Source organism: Pseudomonas sichuanensis, assembly GCF_003231305.1.
GTDB classification, from domain to species: domain Bacteria; phylum Pseudomonadota; class Gammaproteobacteria; order Pseudomonadales; family Pseudomonadaceae; genus Aquipseudomonas; species Aquipseudomonas sichuanensis.
On sequence record NZ_QKVM01000049.1, the window covers coordinates 31,288 to 49,911 of the forward strand.

Consider the following 18,624-nt stretch of genomic DNA (forward strand, 5'->3'; position numbering starts at 1 on the left):
GCCAGGTTCAGTTGCGTTGCGAGTCTAGTTGCTCATGACCGGTGACGACGGCCTGGGCCTTGGCGTAGCTCTCGATCAGCAGTTGGTAGTGCGGGAACACCGCGCTGTAGGCCTCGGCCCACTGGGCGGCGTCCGGGCGGTTCCAGGTACGTTGCACTTCGGAGCAGACAGCGGCGGTGTCCATCGGTACCACGCCGGCCTGGACCACCCGTGCCAGGGTCACTTCCTGGGCCATCTTGGAGTAGGTGCCTGACGCATCGATGACAGCGAACACCTGGTAGCCGGCGGCCACCGCGCTGATGCTGGGGAAGGCCATGCACACGCTGGTGATGGTGCCGGCGATGATCAGTTGCTTGCGCCCAGTGGCCTTCACCGCGGCGACGAATTCAGGGTTGTCCCAGGCGTTGATCTCACCCTTGCGGGCGACATACTGCGCATGGGGCGCGGCTTCGTGGATTTCCGGGATCAGCGGGCCGTTGGGGCCTTGGGGTACCGAGGCGGTGGTGATGACTGGGATCTTCGCCAGGCTGGCGACCTTGGCCAAGGTAATGGCATTGGCCCGCAGTTCGGTCATGGGCATGTCCTTGACCGTCTGGAACAGGCCGCTCTGGTGGTCGATCAGCAGCATCGTGGCGTTGTCGGGGTCGATGCGTGGCACCTGGCCGTCGAAGTTGGCGGCTTGCGAGAAATTGCTCATCGTTCTCTCCTCTTGGTGTGGAGAACAGGCCATCCTGGCCGCTGCGGTCGGGCCGCGCCCCACACATCCACAGTGGGGACTATGAGAGTAGGCAACACAGGCTGAACGAAACGACCGTCAGTCGGCGGGCCGTGGCAAATGCCCGTGCGGCCTGTGGCCAGGCGGGCGACAGGGCTAACGGTAGAGAGGAGAGATGCGGGCCGGTAGGCCCATGGGTGAACCCTCAGAGTTCCATCTGGAGAACAGTGAAGCGCACGCCGCCAGCGCCGGTTTGAGATAGTTCGCTCTGAAGGTATGCCGATGAGACAGTTCGAGACGCGCCATCAGCTCATTGGCGCGCAGCGCTATACCCCGCTTCAGAACCTCCAGCATCGCGCTACTTGGTCGGTTACTTGTTCGGTTACCTGGTCGGTCGCTCTTAGCGACATACGCTAACTAACTGGTTTACCTGAACGCGTGGGAGCGGGCTTGCCCCGCGATGGATGGCACCGGCTGCGCCGGTATCGCGGGGCAAGCCCGCTCCCACGGCCAGTGCTCGGCTCGAGAACGCAGGGTCGGGTGATCTATCCATCAGTTCACAATTTCCTGAACTGATTATTTGCGCGCAGCGATTTGTCCCCTTCGCCGCCCCCACCAGAATCGCTTCACCAACAATCACAATAATCGTGAGGCCACTCCCGTGGACCAGACACTCCAGGTACGGCAGGCCGCCGCCGACCTCGTTGCCGCCTTCGCCAGCAATGACACCGCCCGCTACTTCGCCTGCTTCAGCGAAGACGCCACCTTCCTTTTCCACACCTTGGCACAACCGCTGCTGTCGCGCCGCGCCTACGAAGAACTCTGGGCCTCCTGGCAGGCAGAGGGCTTCGCCGTGCTCGGCTGCGAATCCAGCAATGTGCAGGTGAGCCTGCAAGGTGACGTGGCGATCTTCATGCACGACGTGGCCACACGCCTGCGCGTCGCCGGCGAAACCCTCGACCTGAACGAGCGCGAGACCATCGTCTTCCGCCAGCACGGCGAACGCTGGCTGGCCTGCCACGAGCACCTGTCGGTCGTCTCGCCGGCCTGATCCCCTTTCAAGCGGCCCTGCCGCACTGCCATCGCACCCACAACAAGGCCCCTTGAGGCCGACAACATTCGCGCTGGAGCACCACCATGAGCCACTCGACCGGTATCGAGACCAATGGCGTCGAACAGATCCCCGACGATCAACGCGACGCCGCCCCGCTGGACCTGTTCCGCCTGATCTTCGGCGGTGCCAACACCTTTGCCACCGCCGTGCTCGGCAGCTTCCCGGTGCTGTTCGGGCTGTCGTTCCAGGCTGGCGTGTGGGCGATCCTGCTCGGCGTCGGCGTGGGCGCGCTGATCCTTGCGCCGATGGGCCTGTTCGGCGCGCTCAACGGCACCAACAACGCGGTATCGTCCGGCGCGCATTTCGGCGTGCACGGGCGCATCGTCGGCTCGTTCCTGTCGCTGCTCACTGCGGTGGCGTTCTTCTCGCTGTCGGTGTGGAGCTCGGGCGATGCCCTGGTCGGCGGCGCCAAGCGCCTGGCCGGCCTGCCGGAAACCGACCTGACCCTGGGCCTGGCCTACGGCCTGTTCGCGGTGCTGGTGCTGGTGGTGTGCATCTTCGGCTTCCGCTTCATGCTGTGGGTCAACAAGATCGCGGTGTGGGCATCGAGCCTACTGTTCCTGCTGGGCATCTTCGCCTTCGCCGGGCCGTTCGACGCGGGCTACGCCGGTAGCGTCAACCTCGGCCAGGCAGGCTTCTGGGCAGCCTTCGTCGGCGCGGCGATCCTGGCCATGAGCAACCCGGTGTCGTTCGGTGCCTTCCTCGGTGACTGGTCGCGCTACATCCCGCGTGCCACGCCGAAATCGCGGATCATGCTGGCGGTGATCCTGGCCCAGGTGGCCACGTTGATCCCGTTCCTGTTCGGCCTGTGCACCGCCACCCTGGTGGCCAGCCAGGCGCCGGACTACATCGCCGCCAACAACTATGTCGGTGGCCTGCTGGCCATCTCGCCGGGCTGGTTCTTCCTGCCGGTGTGCCTGATTGCGGTGATCGGCGGCATGTCCACCGGCACCACGGCGCTGTACGGCACCGGCCTGGACATGTCCAGCGTGTTCCCGCGCCTGCTCAGCCGCGCCGCTGCCACGCTGCTGATCGGCGTGCTGGCCATCGGTTTCATCTTCATCGGCCGCTTCACCTTCAACCTGGTGCAGAGCGTCTCGACCTTCGCCGTGCTGATCATCACCTGCACCAGCCCCTGGATGGTGATCATGATCCTCGGCCTGATCACCCGCCGCGGCTTCTACCACGCCGACGACCTGCAGGTGTTCACCCGTGGCCAGCAAGGCGGCCACTACTGGTTCTGCCACGGCTGGAACTGGCGCGGCATGGGCGCATGGATCCCCAGTGCGCTGGTCGGCCTGTGCTTCGTCAACCTGCCTGGGCAGTTCGTCGGCCCGCTGGGTGAACTGGCCGGCGGCATCGACCTGAGCCTGCCGGTCACCCTCGGTATCGCCGGCGTGCTGTACCTGATCTTGCTCAACCTGTTCCCTGAACCGGCTGGCGTGTACGGCCCGCAAGGCCCGCGCTGGGTGCGTTGCAAAAGCACGCCGGTGAAGCCCGTGACCACCGCCGAAATGGCCTGACTGGAAACCGACCATGACCACCTCTCACTACATCGACGGCCGCTGGGTCGAAGGCCAGGGCAGCGACTGCATCGTTGTGCAGAACCCGTCCGACGGCCTGCCGTTCGCCGAACTGATGGCCGCCAGCACGGGCCAGGTCGACCAGGCCGTGGGCGCCGCACGCCGTGCGCTGAGCACCTGGAAAACCGTGCCCGCCAGCGAACGCGCCGGCTACCTGCGCGGCTTTGCCGAGCAACTGGGCCAGCGCCGCGACGAGCTGATCGCCTTGCAGATGCGCAACAACGGCAAGCCGCGCCACGAGGCCGAGATCGACCTGGACGACGCCATCGCCACCTTCGCCTACTACGCCGACCTGGCTGAACAGTTGCCGGAAAAGAACCGCGATGTGCCGCTGGCCGCACCGGGCTTTACCGCCCGCACCCGCCTGGAGCCGGTGGGCGTGGTCGGCCTGATCGTGCCGTGGAACTTCCCACTGGTGACCAGCGCCTGGAAGCTCGCCCCGGCCCTGGCAGCCGGCTGCACCGTGGTGCTCAAGCCCTCCGAAGTGACCCCGCTGATCGAGCAGGCCTACGGCCAGATCGCCGAAGCACTGGGCCTGCCGGCCGGCGTGTTGAACATCGTCAACGGCAAGGCCGAGACCGGCGCCGCCCTGAGCGGCCACAACGGCCTGGACAAGCTGTCGTTCACCGGCAGCAACGGCGTCGGCAGCCAGGTGATGCGCGCAGCCGCCGCGCAATGCCGGCCGGTGACACTGGAGCTGGGCGGCAAGTCGGCCATCGTGGTGTTCGACGATTGCGACGTCGATCAGGCAGTGGAATGGATCGTCGCCGGCATCACCTGGAACGCCGGGCAGATGTGCTCGGCCACCTCGCGCCTGCTGGTGCAGGACGGCATCGCCGATGCGTTGCTGGCGCGCTTGCAGGAGGCGCTGGAGAAGCTGCGCGTCGGCAACCCGCTGAGCGAGGAAGTGGACATGGGGCCGCTGACCAGCCAGGCGCAATGGCTCAAGGTCGCCAGCTACTTCGCCAAGGCCCGCGAGGAAGGCTTGAAGTGCCTGGCCGGCGGCAAGGCGCTGGACCGCGACGGCTGGTTCGTCAGCCCGACGCTGTATGTGGATGTGCCTGAGAGCAGCCGCCTGTGGGGCGAGGAGATTTTCGGGCCGGTGCTGTGCGCGCGGCGCTTCGCCACCGAAGCCGAGGCCATCGTGCAGGCCAACGACAGCCGCTTCGGGCTGGTCGCCACCGTGTGCTGCGCCGACCTGGAACGCGCCGAACGCGTGGCCGATGCGCTGGAGGTGGGGCATGTGTGGATCAACTCGGTGCAGGCGGTGTTCGTCGAGACATCGTGGGGCGGGACCAAGGGCAGCGGGATTGGGCGCGAACTCGGGCCTTGGGGGTTGTCGGGGTATCTGTCGGTGAAGCATGTGACGCGGTGTTTGGGGTGATTGGGTAGGCATTCCTTTCCAAGGGGGCGGTGAGGCTGGCAGGTGTTCGGCGAAGTTTTTTTAGTGCCTGTGAGATCGAGCGCCGCGCGGGCGGCGCTTCGCGGGTAAATCGCAGCGGCGAACCGCCGCTCCCACAGTTTGTTTCGGGCCAATGAGTCCTGTGAAAGTACCAGCGCCTGCCTTGGTGCATGCCTGGAGTCATGTGGGGCGACAGCAACGCCCACGCTGAAATTGTGTCAAGCCAACAAGGCGGACCAGGTGATGGCACAGGAGAGACTGGCCCGAAACAGATGTGGGAGCGGGTTTACCCGCGAAGCGCCGCGCGGGCGGCGCTCGATCTGATAGGCGCTGCAAGGCTCTCGGCGAACACCTGGCAGCCTTCACGCGATCGCATGCAGAACCCAATCGCGGGGCAAGTCGCATCGGCGCACCGCCGCTCCCACGACGATCCAATGCCCCTCTTCAGCCGTAAGACATTTCCGAACCTGAAACAAAGTGCTTCAAAGCCCATCCGCTTGGGAATTACCCTACGCCCGCTGCGGACGTGTCTGCGTTGTCGATCTTCATCAGCAGGACTAACTTCCCCGGGTCGTCGTTATGGCGACCGGGTGTGAGAGCCTGAGATTTGGTTTGCAGCCTTGCGGCAGCTGTGCGCGGGCAGGATTCGTCCTGGCCGGGTTCCCAGGTCTCCGGTCTCTCACCCTGCGTACAGCTGCCACCCAATCCTGTGAGAGGGATCCGCGTGCAGCTCCTGACAACCCTGGGAGATTCACCATGAAAAAGATCGTTCCTGATCCACCACCCGCCAAACCGCTCGCCCGCCCTTTCTTCACCATCAACGACGACATGCCCCCAGCCGAAGCGCTGCTTCACGCGATCCAGCTTATGCGCGGCGTCGAAGACACCCTCGACGAGTACTGCTGCGCCCTGGCCGGGGAACCCGGGCTGGGGATGCTGGTGAATGCGGCGCACAACGTGCAGATGGGGCGGGCGCTGGCGGAGCATGTGATGAAGCGCACCTGCTGAATTGGAGGTTGGCAATTGAGTGGTGGGGCTGCTGTGCAGCCCTTTTGCGCCACCTTAAGTTTGGCTTGCGCGACGCCCGCCGCCAGAAACATGTTTCGTACACATGTCGTTGCCAGCGACATGTTGACAATACGTGTCGCAAAAAAGCAAAAATGACGACATGTTTTCTGCCGTCAGGCGTTTACTCATGAACACGTCCAATCAAGGGTGGCAGGCTACAAAACCTTTCAACCAGATACCTGCTCTGCCACCGGCTATAGAGCTTGAAACCCGGACAGTGCTCAAGCACTGCATTGAGGCACGCACGGCCTTAGGGGAGTTGAAGCAAGCAGCAGAACTGATCCCCAACCAAACGATGCTGATCAACACGATTCCGCTTCTGGAGGCCAAAGACAGTTCCGAGATCGAAAGTATTGTCACAACCACCGATCTGCTTTTTCAGCACGCCCAGTCCAATGACGGCCATGCGGATGCAGCCACCAAGGAAGCACTGCGATATCGGACCGCCTTGTATCGGGGCTTCCAGTCGCTCAGCGAGCGTCCGCTCTCGACCAATACGGCGGTGGAAATCTGCCGCACGCTCAAAGGCATCGACATGGATATCCGTAAGGTGCCCGGCGTTCAGCTTGCCAATGATCGCACCGGAGAAATCATCTACACGCCACCTGAAGGGGAGTCACACCTGCGAGAGCTGCTCTCCAACTGGGAGCGCTTTCTGCATAACGAAACAGACCTTGACCCCTTGGTACGCCTGGCAGTCGCACACTATCAGTTCGAAGCCATTCACCCGTTCTCGGACGGGAATGGCCGCACCGGACGAGTGCTCAATATTCTCTTCCTGATTGAACAAGGGTTGCTCAATCTCCCTATTCTCTATCTCAGCCGCTTCATCATTGCCAACCGCGGTGACTATTATCGTCTTCTGCTTGAGGTCACGCAGCACCAGGCGTGGGAACCTTGGATCGTGTTCATGCTCAATGCCATCGAGCAAACCGCCCGATGGACCTGCGCCAAGATCAATGCCATTCGCTCGCTTTCTGAGCACACCGCTCGATTTGTCCGTGAACAGCTGCCCAAGCTCTACTCACGCGAGTTGGTGGATGTGATCTTCGAGCAACCTTACTGTCGAATCGGCAATATCGTAGAGAAACAGATTGCTCAGCGTCAGGCCGCCTCTCGCCACCTTCAAGAACTTGTCGGCATCGGTGTACTGCGGGAAATCCAGGTTGGCCGGGAAAAACTGTTCATTCATCCCAAGTTGATGCAGCTGTTGATCCGAGACAGCAACGAACTCATTCCATACGGTCAAGTTGACTCGATATAGCGCCCAGGCCGGTTATCGCGACGAAACCAACGCGCCCCCGTGACTTTCCCCCCGCCCCGCAAAGTCCCACTCCCTGGTAGCCCCATAACCACAACACCAGGCCAGCCTTCCATGCACCCTCAACGCACCACCCTGCACAACGAACTGCACGCCCGCCCGTCGCTGTATTTCGACGGCCCGGCCCATGTCTTCCACCTCGCCCTGCTCGGCGGCGACGCGGCCTGCCAGTCGCTGCTGCAACGCTGCTGCCCCGAAGCGCCCGACCCGTACGCGGCCCAGGGCATCACCCAACTCGACGGCCATCCGTTCAAATGGGAACGGCATACCGAGTTCTTCACCCTGACCCTGGTCGTGCCCTGCGCCAACAGCGACAGCGACTGGCAGGTGCTGCCAGAAGCGCTGGCCAAGGCCATCGCCCCGCAGGCAGCGCAGGTGATCAACGCGGTGCAGGTGCTGGTGCGCGATGAACAGGGCCTGGACCTCACCCGCTACGGTTTCAAGGACCCTTGCGGCTCCTGCGTCGGCGGCGGCGATGCTGCGGTGTGGAGCGACTTTCGCCTGACCGCCGACGGCACCAACCGTTTCCTGTTCATCAACCGCCGCCTCAACGCCTACCGCCAGGGCCGCATGATCCGCCGCCTGCTGGAGATCGAGACCTACCGCATGATGGCCTCGCTGACCCTGGACACGGCGAAAACTCTGAGCCACGATCTGGACGCCTTCGACAAGACCCTGGTGAGCCTGTCCGAACGCGGCGCCAGCGCCGCCGGGCACGACTCCAAGGCGTTGCTCGAAGCCATCGCCCTGCTGTCGCGCCAGGTGGTCAGCCGCACGGTGAAGACCCGCCACCGCTTCGGCGCCACCCAGGCCTATGCGCAACTGGTGTTCGAGCGCCTGGGCGAATTGCGCGAAAGCCATGTGGGCGACTGCCAGCGTCTGGGGGTGTTCATCGAGCGGCGCTTCAAGCCGACCGTGCGCTACTGCGCGGCCACCGAGCAGCGCCTGGAGCAACTGGCGAAGAACGTGGCCAACCTCGGCGACCTGTTGCAGGCGCGGGTGCAGGTGGAGATGGAAGAACAGAGTGCCGGGATCCTGCAAAGCCTCAATGCCCGGGCCGATGCCCAGGTGAAGATCCAGCGGGCGGTGGAAGGCTTGTCGATCATTGCGATCACCTACTACCTGCTGAACCTGTTCAAGCTGCTGTATGGCGGGCTGAATGTGCTGGGCGCGGGGCTGGCGGCGCGGGAGGCGTTGCTGGGGATGGCGCCGCCGGTGCTGCTGGTGTTGCTGGTGATCTTGCTGCGCATCAGGCGCGCCAAGCAGCACTGAACACCCCATCGCGGGGCAAGTCGCATCGGTGCGCCGATGCGACCTGCCCCGCGATGATCGTTACGCCGGCTCGTCGGCCGGCCGGCCATTGTCCTGCACCAGCACCATGGTCTGCTGCGAGGACAAGGGGATGCCTTCATCGCGCAAGCGCCCGAGGATGGTGAACAGCAAGTCGCTGCGGGTGCCCGAGACCTGCCGCGGCGAGGCCACGTAACCGCTTACGCCAATCACCATGCCACTGCTGGTCAGGTCCTTGAACGTCACCGAACTGGCCGGCGCATCGAGAATCGACTCATGCTCGTGGTAGGCCGCCAGCAACACTTCGCGCACCTTGGCCGGGTCGGTCTCCAGTGGCAGCGTGAGGGTGATGCCGACCACCCCGAGGGCATTGGCCATGGTCACGTTGCGCACGTTCTGCGAAATGAACTGCGAGTTGGGCACGATCACCGTCGAACGGTCGGACATCTGGATCTCGGTGGCGCGCACGTTGATGCGGCGGATATCACCCTCCACACCCGCCAGGCTGACCCAGTCGCCCACTTTCACCGGGCGCTCGGTCAGCAGGATCAGGCCGGAGATGAAGTTCTGCACGATCTGCTGCAGGCCGAAACCGATACCTACCGACAGCGCACTGACCACCCAGGTCAGGCTGGTCAGGTTGATGTGCAGGGTGGACATCACCAGCATGGCCAGGAACAGGAAGCCCAGGTAACCCACCAGGGTCACCAGGGACGCACGCATGCCGGCGTCCATGTCGGTTTCGGGCAGCAGGCGATCGCTGAGCCAGCGCTTGACCACGCGAATGGCAAACCAGCCACCGATGAAGATGGCCACGGCCATCAGGATGTCCTGAGGCACGATGTTCAGGTTGCCGAGCACCTTGCCGCCGGTGCCGTCCCAGTCGGCCAGGCTCAGCAGCAGCTCGCCCGGGCTGGTGCCCGAAGGCATGAAGACCAGCAAGGCGGCGGCGAACAGCAGCACAGTGCGGCCGATACCGGCCAGGATGGTGCTGGCCTGGGCCTGGTGGCGCTGTTGCAGGCCCAACGCCGAAGCCAGCGCCAGGCCACCGGGCTGGCGCGGCGAAAGCAAGGTTTCGCAGAGATCGCCGAACACCGTGACCAGCAAGTAGGCGCACACGGTGACCACGCTGATCCACAGCAGTTTGGCCGTGAGGAAGTAGGCCAACGTCAGGTAGCCGGCCACCAGCGCCAGCAGGATCGCCACCACCCACACCACGATCACGAACGGGATCAGCCCGGTCAGGCCTTTGGGGCGTTCCAGGCCGTGCTGGCGACGGGCGCGGCGGTAGCACACCAGCGCAGCCACGAACAGCAGCGACACCACCAGCGCGGTCAGGCCGTTGGTGGCCAGGGTCAGCGCCAGGCTGGTACCGATCACGCTGTTGATGCGCTCCATGGTGAGCATCACCATCAGCGTCAGGGCCAGCACCTTGGGGAACCAGCCCAGGGCGCTGGCCACTTCGTCGGCAATCGGCGGCAGGCGCCACGACGGGCGCTGCAGCATCAGCATGGCGCGGCCCAGGCCCGAGATGAAGGCGCTGAACACCACCAGGGCGAGGACATGGTTGGTCAGGCTGGCCAGGTCGGTGCCCAGCTCGGCGCTGCTTTCCAGGGCCCAGCGCAACAACGACACCGAGCCGGAGATGGTGCCCAGGGTCGCCAGGCTGACGCTCACGGCCAGGGCGCTGCGGCGCAGCCGGCCTACGGGCAGCCAGCGCACCATGGCGTCAGCCAGCAACCGCTCGAGCACCCGGCGCACCAGGGTCCAGACCAGCACGGCGGCCACCAGGGCGCTGATGAACAACCAGCGGTGCTCGGCGCTGAACGCGCTGGCCATGGCATCGGCGGCCTCTGCGCGCAGGTCGCGCAGGCGGGCCACGTCGTCGTCGGTGGGACGGATCAGGCTCGACCAGAACGCCGGGCTCAGCGGGCTGGCGGCGCGGCTGGTGATCTGCGAGTTGAACAGGCTGCGGCGCAGGTTGACGATCTGCGTGGACAGGTCACGGGCCGACTGGGCCAGCGCGATGGTGTCCTTCTGCTCGGCAAGCACCGCGTTCTTCTCATCGTTCAGTTGCTTGCGCTGGCGGGTCAGGCTCTCGGCCTCTTCCGGCATCGGCGGGCCGAGCACGTTGAGCTGGTCGTCCAGGCGCTGCACATCGGCGGTACGCGCGGTGACCAGTACATCGGCCTGTCGCTGCACCTGCAGGGCCGACTGGCGCAACTGCGCGAGCAAGTCGTCGTTGGCGTTGCTGGTGACGCCCTGGCGGATCTGGTCGAGCCGTTCGCTCAGCTCTTCCAGGCCAGCGTTCTCGTCCAGCACCTGCTGCTCGGCCACGGCCAGCCGCGACACCGGGGTGACTGTGGCAGCCCAGGCGGGTACGGCCACCCACAGTAGCAGGGCCAGAACCCCCACATAAAATCGGTCAAGGCTGACACGCCTCATCGAATGTTCCTCTATACAACTCGACAGGGCGTGAATTCTACGCGGTCCGGCCGCTCAGGAGGGTGCCGTTTCTCGGGCCAGCAGCTGGCGTTTGCGTTCCACCCCCCAGCGGTAACCGCTGAGGTCGCCATCGCGGCGCACCACGCGGTGGCAAGGGATGGCCACCGCGATCGTGTTGGCCGCGCAGGCCTGGGCCACGGCGCGCACGGCCTTGGGTGCGCCGATGCGCTCGGCGATGTCGGTGTAGCTGACCCGGCTGCCCGCCGGCACTTCGCGCAAGGCCTGCCAGACCCGCTCCTGGAACGCCGTGCCCTGCACATCCAATGGCAGCGCCAGGCCCAGCGCCGGGGCTTCGACAAAACCGATCACCTCGGCGACCAGGCGCTCGAAGGCGTCGTCGCCACCGATCAGCTGGGCGTTGGGGAATTTGTCCTGCAGGTCCTGAAGCAACGGCTCGGGTTCATCGCCCAACAGGATCGCGCAGATACCGCGCTCGCTCTGCGCCACCAGGATCGCCCCCAGTGAACACTGGGCGAGGGCAAAGCGGATGGTCGCGCCCTGCCCGCCGGCCCGGTACTCACGGGGGCGCATGCCCAGGCGCTCGGCGGCACTTTCATAGAAGCGGCTGTTGGAGTTGTAGCCGGCGTCATAGATGGCCTCGGTGACACTGCCGGCAGCCTCCAGCCCCTCGCGCAGGCGCCGGGCGCGAAAGGCTGAGGCATAGGCCTTGGGGGTAAGGCCGGTTTCGGCCTTGAACAGGCGGTGCAAGTGGAAGGGGCTGAGGTTCAGGTCAGCGCCCAGTTGGTCGAGGTTAGGTGCCGTGTCGCTGGCTTCGATCAGGCGGCAGGCGCGGGCCACCACTTCGCTGCGTCGTACCGCTTGGGTGCCTCCCGCACAACGCTTGCAGGCACGGTAACCGGCCGCCTCGGCTTGATGGGCGTCATTGAAGAACTCGACGTTCTGGCGTTTGGCCAGGCGCGACGAGCAGGCCGGCTGGCAGTACACGCCAGTGGTGCGCACGGCGTAGACGAAATGGCCGGTGGCTGCACTGTCGCGGGTTTGCACGGCGTGCCAGCGCTCGGCGTCGGTGGTGTAGCTGGGGACGAGGGTCATGGCGTCGCTCCTTTGATTCGCTGCAGTTACCTTGCCTGGACAGGCAGAGCGCCGAACTCCGATTCTTGCGGTGATTACACCGGCCCCATCGCGGGGCAAGCCCGCTCCCACGCGCCGATGCGTCTTGCCTGGTCATGCGCGCCACAGATACCAGGCCGCCACCGTCCGGTATGGGCTCCACACGTCTCCCAGGGCCCGCATCCGCGCAGGCGTCGGCGCCTTCTCCAGGCCCTTCATCCGCCGATACCCTTCGCGCACGCCAAAGTCATCCACCGGCAGGATATCCGAGCGCTCCAGGCTGTAGATCAGCAGCATCTCCACCGTCCAGCGCCCCACGCCGCGCAGCGTTACCAGGCGCTCGATCAGTGCATCATCGGCCAGGGTCAATGCTTCGTCGCGGCTGGGCACGATGCCGCCCAGGCTGGCCTGGGCAATGCCCTGCAGGGTCGCGGTCTTGCTGGCGGAAAACCCACAGGCACGCATCGCCTCCGGCGTGACCCGCAGCAACTGCTCGGGCGCTGGAAAGCACTGCCCGGGAAACAGCGCCAGCAATCGCCCAAGAATCGCTTCCGCCGCCCGCGCATGCAGCTGCTGGTAGGCAATTGCCCGCACCAGCGTTTCGTAGGGTTCACGCCCCGGGGTGGCGGCATGCAGGCACGGGCCGGTCACGGCAATATGCCGCGCCCAATCCGCATCCTGCCCGGCCAGGTGCTCGGCGGCGGCAGCGAAGGCCTGGGGCGTAAGGTCTGCAAGGATCATCGGGTAGCTCGAACAGGCTGAAAGCTTCAGCCTAGCGCAACCGTTCATCGGCGAAACGCTCAATCTTGCGCTTCGAATCCTTGGTATACCGTTGATCTGACCGTGTCGCCCGCATAGAATTGAGAACAATTCACAATCACATTAACCGGGCAAGGCTCTCCAGACGATGCAGATCCCTGACACGCTGCAACCGGCCGAAGTCGATCTGCTCTATCGCACCCACCATCGTTGGTTGCGCGGTTGGCTCAGCGCCCGCACCGGTTGCCGGGACAACGCCGCCGACCTCGCCCAGGACACCTTCGTGCGCCTGCTCAAGGCGCGCCAGGCTTCACCGCTGAAAGCGCCGCGTGCCTACTTGAGCAGCATTGCCCGTGGCCTGATGATCGACCAGTTCCGCCGCCGCGCCCTGGAAAAAGCCTACCTCGAAAGCCTGGCCAACCTGCCGGAACTGCAAGCGCCCAGCGAAGAGCAGCGCCTGGTCATCCTCGACACCCTCGAACGCCTCGACAGCGCCCTGCACAGCCTCAAGCCCCGCGCGCGCCAGGCCTTCCTCATGGCCCAGCTCGACGGCCTGCCCCTGGCCCAGATCGCCCTGCGCCTGGACGTGTCGCGGGCCACGGTCGAACGCGACCTGGCCAAGGCCCTGGGCGTCTGCTATCGGTTGCGCTATGCCGACCTCTGACCAACAGCCCACCCAGGCCCAGGTCGACCAGGCCATCGACTGGCTGGTGAAGCTGCGCTACGACAGCCCCGGCCCGCGTACCAGGCAACAGTTCCAGCTGTGGCTGGCCAGCCACCCGCAACATGCCGAGGCCTGGCAACGGGTCAGCGAACTGAGTGACGAACTGGCCAGCCTGCCCGTGGAGTTGAGCCGTCGTACCCTGGAGGGCAGCGAACGTCAACGCATGAACCGACGCGACCAGCTGAAGCTGCTGTCGGTACTGGCGCTGGGTGGCACGCTGGGCTGGGTGGCGCGCGAGCCGCTGGGGCTACCGGCACTGCTGGCCGACAGCAGCACCGCAACGGGTCAGCGCCGCGAGCTGCAGGGCAGTGACGGCAGCCGCATCCGCCTCAACACCGCCAGCGCCATCGACCTGCGCTACAGCGCCGATCTGCGCCAGCTGACACTGATACGTGGCGAGGTGAGCCTGGACAGCAATGCCAGCGACAATCGCCCGTTCCGCATCGCCACCCCCTTCGCCGCCCTGGCCACCCAGGGCGGCCAACTGCTGCTGCGCGAGAACACCCGGGGCCTGCTGCTGGCAGTACGGCGGGGCGACGTGACGCTGTTCCCCGCCTCTGCCGCAGCCCATCAGGTCAAGCCCGGTGAGGTGGTGCAGGTGCTGGCGACGGGGGGCTATCAACCGGCCACGCTGCACGGTGACCCGTGGGGCTGGACCGATGGCGTGCTCAGCGTGCAGCAGATGCCACTGGGCGAGTTCGTCGACGAACTGTCGCGCTACCGCCCGGGCCTGCTGCGCTGCGCGCCGGCGGTGGCCGGGCTGAAGGTGTCCGGTACCTACCAGCTGGCCGATACCGATCAGATTCTGCTGCTGATCGCGCGCAACCTGCCGGTGCGCATCGACTACCGCACGCGTTACTGGGTGAGCATCGATGCCGCGTGAAAAAATCGTGAAAATAAATGAGGTGAAATCTCATTCTCGTCCGGCCTGAAGGAACAAAGCCCGCAAAGTGGTCTTCACAACCTTCAGGAGCGCTTCATGATTCGCCCGTGTGCCCCCCGCAACGACACCCTGCGCAACGCCATGCGCGGCGCCGCCTTTGGCCTTGGCCTGGCCACCGTCGGCCTGCTGCCGGCACAGGCCAGCGCCGCGCCGGCAAGCCAGAGCCAACAGCGCGACTGGAACATCCCGGCCGGTCCGCTGGCCGTCGCGCTGGACCAGATGGCGCGCCAGGGCGGGCTGAACCTGTCGTTCGACGCCGACGGCCTGAAGGGCAGGACCACCAACGGCGTGCGCGGCCACTATGACAACGCCCAGGCCCTGCAGATCCTGCTGCATGGCAGCGACGTACAGATGCAGCAGCAAAGCGAGCAGAGTTTCCTGCTGATCCCGGCGCTGGACGCCGGTGATGCCTTGCAGCTGGGCGCCACCAGCATCTCCAGCGACCGCCTGGGTGAAACCACCGAGCACAGCGGCTCCTACACCACCGGCGCGGTGACCATCGGCAAGGCCCCACAGAGCATCCGCCACACCCCACAGTCGGTCACCGTGGTCACCCGCCAGCGTATCGACGACCAGAACATCACCAACCTCACCAACCTGCTGGAACAGACCCCGGGCGTGGTGGTCAACCTCACCGACAGCGAGCGGGTGCAGTACTTCGCCCGCGGCTACGCAATCGACGCCATCCAGTACGACGGCGCAACCGTGGTGCAGAGCAGTGGCGGCGGTTCGTTCATCCAGAGCGACTCGGCGATCATCGACCGCGCCGAGATCTTGCGGGGCGCCACCGGCATGCTGCGTGGCGCCGGCAACCCGTCGGGCACCGTCAACCTGGTGCGCAAGCGCCCTACCTACGAATTCCAGGGCGAAGGCAGCGTCACCCTGGGCACCTGGGATGCCCAGCGCTACGTCGCCGATATCTCCGGGCCGCTGACCGAGACCGGCAACGTGCGCGGCCGGGTGATCGCGGTGCATGACGAGAAAGACCACTTCCAGCAATCGCGCCAGGAGCGCAAGGACGTGCTGTACGGGGTGATGGCGTTCGACCTGAACGACAGCACCACCCTGACCACCGGCCTTGAATGGACCCAGCTCGACGCCACTGGCGCCTGGGGCAACCTGCCCGCCGACTACGATGGCTCGCCATTGCCGTTCGGCCGCAGCACCTACCTGGGCGCCGACTGGAACCGCTGGAACCGCAGCAACCTGCAGACGTTCGCCGAGCTCGAGCACCGCTTCGACAACGACTGGACCCTCAAGCTGATGGCCCAGCGCACCCACTTCGAGCTGGACGACAACGGCTTCAAGCAGACCTACTTCACCCGCGCCACCGGGGCCGCCAACCCCAGCCGCAACCCTTACCTGATGAACTACCAGGTCACCGAGGGCGATGGCGGCGAGAGCCTGCAGAACAACCTCAGCGCCACGCTCAACGGCCCGTTCGACCTGCTCGGCCGCAGCCACGAGCTGATGCTCGGCGTGGAGCGCATCCGCAACGACTCCTATGCCTCGGCCACCAACTTCGTGACCTCCGGGGTGTTCGACATCCGCACCTGGGACCCGAAAACCAGCCTGGCCAACCCGGACATCAACATCACCGCCCACCCGGTGCGCACCCGCACCACCCAGGAAGGGGCCTACGCCACCTGGCGCATCTCCCTGGCCGATCCGCTCACCGCGATCATCGGCGCGCGCGCCAACTGGTATGACTACGAGCAGGAAAACAACACCAAGGCCAATGGCAAATTCAGCGTCGACAACAAGATCGTGCCGTACGCCGCGCTGATCTACGACCTGAACGACAACTTCAGCACCTACGCCAGCTACACCGAGATCTTCAACCCGCAGACCAACACCGACGCCGCAGGCTCGGTGCTCGAACCTGTGACCGGCGAAGCCTACGAGACCGGGATCAAGGGCGAGTTCTACGACGGGCGCCTGAACACCTCGCTGGCGTTCTTCCGCATCTATCAGGTGGGCAACGCGCTGGACGACATCAGCGGCCCCAACCCGTGCCTGCCCAACTACACCAGCGGCTACTGCAAGGTGGCCGCGGGCAAGAACCGCAGCCAGGGCTTCGAGCTGGAAATCTCCGGCGAAGTGCTGCCAGGCTGGAACCTCAGCGGCGGCTACACCTACAACACCACCGAATACCTGAAGGACACCACGGGCAACAACGGCAACCCGATCCGCACCACCGACCCCAAGCGCCTGTTGCGCCTGTTCACCAGCTACCGCCTGCCGGGCGAGCTGCAGGCCTGGACCGTGGGTGGCGGGGTGCAGGCGCAAAGCGACATCTACAACCGCAGCGGCACCGCCGAGGCCTCGCAGTCGGGCTATGCGGTGTACAACGCGATGGTCAACTACCGCTTCAACGACAACTATTCGCTGCAGTTGAACGCCAACAACCTGTTCGACAAAAAGTACTATCGCCAGGTGGCACCGACGCCGACCGGGTACTACTGGGGTGATCCGCGCAATGTGTCGGTGACCTTGCGCGGCACGTTCTGACTTGCACTGCCTGAGCGATCGTATTCGCGGCTGAAGCCGCTCCCACAGGGCCTGCGCATGTCCTGTGGGAGCGGCTTCAGCCGCGAAGAGGCCAGCACAAGAGGATCAGTCCGCCACTGCCTCCAACCGCCCCACCCGCCGGTACGCCTGCCGGGCAAAACACACGAACAGCCCGGCCATCAGCGCCAGCGCCATTGGCAACCCATGGGGCGCCACATCCATCGCCGCGCCACTGACCAGCGGCCCGACCAGGCTACCCACGCCCCACAGCAAGCCGACACTGGCATTGGCCGTGACCAGGTCCTGCCCTTTGAAGCGCTGCCCGATCAGCACCAACGCCAAGGTATAGATGCCCCCCGCCACGGCGCCCAGCACCACCAGCAGCGGCCACAGCAGCCAGGTCATCTGCAGCAGCCACGGCAGGCCGATGCCGATACTCATCGCCACCAGCCCGCACACCAGGTGCAGCCCGGTACGCTCGACCCGGTCGGCCAGCCAGCCCAGGGGCAACTGGAAAATCATGTCGCCGGCGAACACCACGGTCACCATCAGTGCCGCCACGCCCACGGCAAAACCATGGCTGGTGGCATACACCGGCAGCAACGACAGCACCACGGCATCGAAGAACGAGAAGAACAGCACCGCCATGCACAGCGCCGGGGCGACGCGGAAGAAGCCGGCCAGGCCGAAGCTCTTCTCGCCTTCCTCGTGTTCGACATGGTCGTTGGGCACGGTGAACAGGATGCACAGCAGGGCCAGGCCATAGCAGGCGGTGACGATGTAGGTGAGCCACGGGCTGTCGGCGCCGAGCAGCGCCAGCAGCGCCGGGCCCAGCACCTGGAAGCCGGTGAAGCTGGTGGCGTACAGGGCCATGATCTTGCCGCGGTTGTGGTCCGGGCACAGCTCGTTGACCCACGACTCGCCGAGGATGATCGCGATGCCCATGCCGATGCCCAGGCCCAGGCGCAGCAGCGCCAGCCACAGCATCGAGTCGAAGGCCCACTCCAGCAGGGCGATGCTCAGGGTGCACAGGCTGAAGCTGAGCAGGTAGATGGTGCGCCGGGTCAGGTGCTTGCAGCAGGCATCGACCATGAACGCCGAGAGCATCATGCCCGCCGCGGGGATCGCCGAAATGATGCCGATCTCCAGGGTTCCCGCCCCGGCCTCGTGCAGGCGCAACGACACCAGCGGCAGGCTCGCCCCAAGGCTGAAACCCACCACCGACACGGCGAACAACAGGCCCGCCAACAAACGCATGTTCATGTACCACTCCTTGCCCGCCGACACACAGGTGCTCTGGCCCTGGCCGGCAGTTGAATCCACTGAAAAATGATCGAACGCAAACGCCCGCCGTCACGCCGGGTAAGGCGCGCAACGCAGGGGCGTGAATCAGTTCAGGGCAAGGTGTGGCGAGAAGGTGAAGGCAAACAGCACGCTGCGCCGACGCTTGAGCACCGTGTCGCTCGGCCACGCGCGGCGCGCTGTCGGGACGACAGGCTGGCGGGGGGAACTGAAGACATCGGTACGGCGCATTGCTTGAACTACGCAGGTGGAAGAATGGAGGCGGCACTCTAGGCCAGGGGTGGGCGTTCCGTCAATCGCGGGGCAAGTCGCATCG

General features: G+C 65.3%; 15 protein-coding genes. 9 read left to right on the forward strand and 6 right to left on the reverse strand.

Annotated features, from left to right (window positions below):
* Nucleotides 1–7: 7 nt before the first annotated feature.
* On the reverse strand, nucleotides 8–697 hold the full coding sequence (locus tag DM373_RS22330) for a hydrolase (RefSeq protein ID WP_110995647.1): 690 nt from the start codon (nucleotides 695–697) through the stop codon (nucleotides 8–10).
* A 174-nt stretch (nucleotides 698–871) separates the two neighbouring features.
* On the reverse strand, nucleotides 872–1,069 hold the full coding sequence (locus tag DM373_RS29520; RefSeq protein WP_341866395.1) for a Fic family protein: 198 nt from the start codon (nucleotides 1,067–1,069) through the stop codon (nucleotides 872–874).
* 307 nt (nucleotides 1,070–1,376) lie between these two features.
* Between DM373_RS29520 and DM373_RS22335 the strand changes: the two genes are divergently transcribed.
* From DM373_RS22335 to DM373_RS22365, 6 genes are all read left to right on the forward strand, one after another.
* Nucleotides 1,377–1,766: a YybH family protein gene (locus tag DM373_RS22335; RefSeq protein ID WP_110995648.1), complete on the forward strand. Its 390-nt coding sequence runs from the start codon at nucleotides 1,377–1,379 to the stop codon at nucleotides 1,764–1,766.
* An 86-nt stretch (nucleotides 1,767–1,852) separates the two neighbouring features.
* Nucleotides 1,853–3,352 carry a purine-cytosine permease family protein gene (locus DM373_RS22340; RefSeq protein ID WP_110995649.1) on the forward strand — a complete coding sequence of 500 codons (1,500 nt, stop codon included), beginning with the start codon at nucleotides 1,853–1,855 and terminating at the stop codon, nucleotides 3,350–3,352.
* Between the two features lie 13 nt (nucleotides 3,353–3,365).
* Complete coding sequence (locus tag DM373_RS22345) at nucleotides 3,366–4,796, forward strand: aldehyde dehydrogenase family protein (protein ID WP_110995650.1); 1,431 nt, start codon at nucleotides 3,366–3,368, stop codon at nucleotides 4,794–4,796.
* 774 nt (nucleotides 4,797–5,570) lie between these two features.
* Nucleotides 5,571–5,822 (forward strand): hypothetical protein, encoded by a 252-nt coding sequence (locus DM373_RS22355; RefSeq protein ID WP_110995651.1) that lies wholly within the window; start codon nucleotides 5,571–5,573, stop codon nucleotides 5,820–5,822.
* Nucleotides 5,823–6,009: 187 nt separating this feature from the next.
* On the forward strand, nucleotides 6,010–7,146 hold the full coding sequence (gene fic / locus DM373_RS22360) for a protein adenylyltransferase Fic (RefSeq protein ID WP_110995652.1): 1,137 nt from the start codon (nucleotides 6,010–6,012) through the stop codon (nucleotides 7,144–7,146).
* 111 nt (nucleotides 7,147–7,257) lie between these two features.
* Nucleotides 7,258–8,475, forward strand: a complete 1,218-nt coding sequence (locus DM373_RS22365; protein ID WP_110995653.1) for a DUF3422 domain-containing protein — start codon at nucleotides 7,258–7,260, stop codon at nucleotides 8,473–8,475.
* A 60-nt stretch (nucleotides 8,476–8,535) separates the two neighbouring features.
* Here DM373_RS22365 and DM373_RS22370 read toward each other — a convergent pair whose 3' ends face one another.
* From DM373_RS22370 to DM373_RS22380, 3 genes are all read right to left on the reverse strand, one after another.
* Entirely contained in the window at nucleotides 8,536–10,938 is a 2,403-nt protein-coding gene (locus DM373_RS22370; protein WP_110995654.1) for a DUF3772 domain-containing protein, read from the reverse strand.
* Between the two features lie 54 nt (nucleotides 10,939–10,992).
* A complete protein-coding gene (gene ada, locus DM373_RS22375) occupies nucleotides 10,993–12,051 on the reverse strand; it encodes a bifunctional DNA-binding transcriptional regulator/O6-methylguanine-DNA methyltransferase Ada (protein ID WP_110995655.1) in 1,059 nt (352 codons plus the stop codon).
* Between the two features lie 132 nt (nucleotides 12,052–12,183).
* Nucleotides 12,184–12,810, reverse strand: coding sequence for a DNA-3-methyladenine glycosylase family protein (locus DM373_RS22380; RefSeq protein ID WP_110995656.1), 627 nt, complete (start codon nucleotides 12,808–12,810; stop codon nucleotides 12,184–12,186).
* A 166-nt stretch (nucleotides 12,811–12,976) separates the two neighbouring features.
* Between DM373_RS22380 and DM373_RS22385 the strand changes: the two genes are divergently transcribed.
* From DM373_RS22385 to DM373_RS22395, 3 genes are all read left to right on the forward strand, one after another.
* Nucleotides 12,977–13,492 carry a sigma-70 family RNA polymerase sigma factor gene (locus DM373_RS22385; protein WP_110995657.1) on the forward strand — a complete coding sequence of 172 codons (516 nt, stop codon included), beginning with the start codon at nucleotides 12,977–12,979 and terminating at the stop codon, nucleotides 13,490–13,492.
* Nucleotides 13,479–14,435: a FecR domain-containing protein gene (locus tag DM373_RS22390; protein WP_110995658.1), complete on the forward strand. Its 957-nt coding sequence runs from the start codon at nucleotides 13,479–13,481 to the stop codon at nucleotides 14,433–14,435. The genes DM373_RS22385 and DM373_RS22390 overlap by 14 nt, the downstream gene beginning before the upstream one ends.
* A gap of 96 nt (nucleotides 14,436–14,531) precedes the next feature.
* Complete coding sequence (locus DM373_RS22395) at nucleotides 14,532–17,006, forward strand: TonB-dependent siderophore receptor (protein WP_110995659.1); 2,475 nt, start codon at nucleotides 14,532–14,534, stop codon at nucleotides 17,004–17,006.
* A gap of 105 nt (nucleotides 17,007–17,111) precedes the next feature.
* Here DM373_RS22395 and DM373_RS22400 read toward each other — a convergent pair whose 3' ends face one another.
* Complete coding sequence (locus tag DM373_RS22400) at nucleotides 17,112–18,269, reverse strand: MFS transporter (RefSeq protein ID WP_110995660.1); 1,158 nt, start codon at nucleotides 18,267–18,269, stop codon at nucleotides 17,112–17,114.
* Between the last annotated feature and the right edge of the window lie 355 nt (nucleotides 18,270–18,624).

What these genes read in the sequence shown, in the direction of transcription:
- DM373_RS22330 (WP_110995647.1), bottom strand. Translation starts at nt 697, where the DNA reads ATGAGCAATTTCTCGCAAGCCGCCAACTTCGACGGCCAGGTGCCACGC.
- DM373_RS29520 (WP_341866395.1), bottom strand. Translation starts at nt 1,069, where the DNA reads ATGCTGGAGGTTCTGAAGCGGGGTATAGCGCTGCGCGCCAATGAGCTG.
- DM373_RS22340 (WP_110995649.1), top strand. Translation starts at nt 1,853, where the DNA reads ATGAGCCACTCGACCGGTATCGAGACCAATGGCGTCGAACAGATCCCC.
- DM373_RS22345 (WP_110995650.1), top strand. Translation starts at nt 3,366, where the DNA reads ATGACCACCTCTCACTACATCGACGGCCGCTGGGTCGAAGGCCAGGGC.
- DM373_RS22355 (WP_110995651.1), top strand. Translation starts at nt 5,571, where the DNA reads ATGAAAAAGATCGTTCCTGATCCACCACCCGCCAAACCGCTCGCCCGC.
- fic (WP_110995652.1), top strand. Translation starts at nt 6,010, where the DNA reads ATGAACACGTCCAATCAAGGGTGGCAGGCTACAAAACCTTTCAACCAG.
- DM373_RS22365 (WP_110995653.1), top strand. Translation starts at nt 7,258, where the DNA reads ATGCACCCTCAACGCACCACCCTGCACAACGAACTGCACGCCCGCCCG.
- DM373_RS22370 (WP_110995654.1), bottom strand. Translation starts at nt 10,938, where the DNA reads ATGAGGCGTGTCAGCCTTGACCGATTTTATGTGGGGGTTCTGGCCCTG.
- ada (WP_110995655.1), bottom strand. Translation starts at nt 12,051, where the DNA reads ATGACCCTCGTCCCCAGCTACACCACCGACGCCGAGCGCTGGCACGCC.
- DM373_RS22380 (WP_110995656.1), bottom strand. Translation starts at nt 12,810, where the DNA reads ATGATCCTTGCAGACCTTACGCCCCAGGCCTTCGCTGCCGCCGCCGAG.
- DM373_RS22385 (WP_110995657.1), top strand. Translation starts at nt 12,977, where the DNA reads ATGCAGATCCCTGACACGCTGCAACCGGCCGAAGTCGATCTGCTCTAT.
- DM373_RS22390 (WP_110995658.1), top strand. Translation starts at nt 13,479, where the DNA reads ATGCCGACCTCTGACCAACAGCCCACCCAGGCCCAGGTCGACCAGGCC.
- DM373_RS22395 (WP_110995659.1), top strand. Translation starts at nt 14,532, where the DNA reads ATGATTCGCCCGTGTGCCCCCCGCAACGACACCCTGCGCAACGCCATG.
- DM373_RS22400 (WP_110995660.1), bottom strand. Translation starts at nt 18,269, where the DNA reads ATGAACATGCGTTTGTTGGCGGGCCTGTTGTTCGCCGTGTCGGTGGTG.